Genomic DNA, 349 nt, shown 5'->3' with positions numbered 1-349 from the left:
TCATGTTTTTCCCCAGGTACATTTTCAATCCACTCTGTAATCGGTGTATGTATATCATTTATATAGCTCTTATCAATTGCAATACCAATTAATAAAGATACAATACTTTTTGTAATCGAATTTATTTTATATAAGTTATTTGCACATTCAGGTGTTTTATAGTACTCAGTTGTTAATTCCCCTTTTTGATAAACAAGAAATGTATTCACTTTTTTCTTTTCGAATTTATTTTCTAGTTGCTTGAAATCCAAAAACTTTACCTCCATTTAAATAGTTACTCCATTTATTATATCTTGTTACTTCATTTTAAACATAATTGTGCTCAAATAAAAATAAACCTATCAGTCAT

At 26.1% G+C, this 349-nt stretch carries 1 pseudogene; it reads right to left on the bottom strand.

What is annotated here, in order from left to right:
* Positions 1-251: pseudogene (locus MR170_RS31280) on the bottom strand (serine hydrolase domain-containing protein); the annotation flags it as partial.
* Between the last annotated feature and the right edge of the window lie 98 nt (positions 252-349).

The sequence above is a fragment of the Bacillus cereus group sp. BfR-BA-01524 genome (assembly GCF_022662595.1).
In the GTDB taxonomy this organism is placed as follows: Bacteria; Bacillota; Bacilli; order Bacillales; family Bacillaceae_G; genus Bacillus_A; species Bacillus_A thuringiensis_S.
The sequence above is the reverse complement of the archived record's forward strand: the minus strand, read 5'-3'. Positions and strand labels throughout refer to the sequence as shown.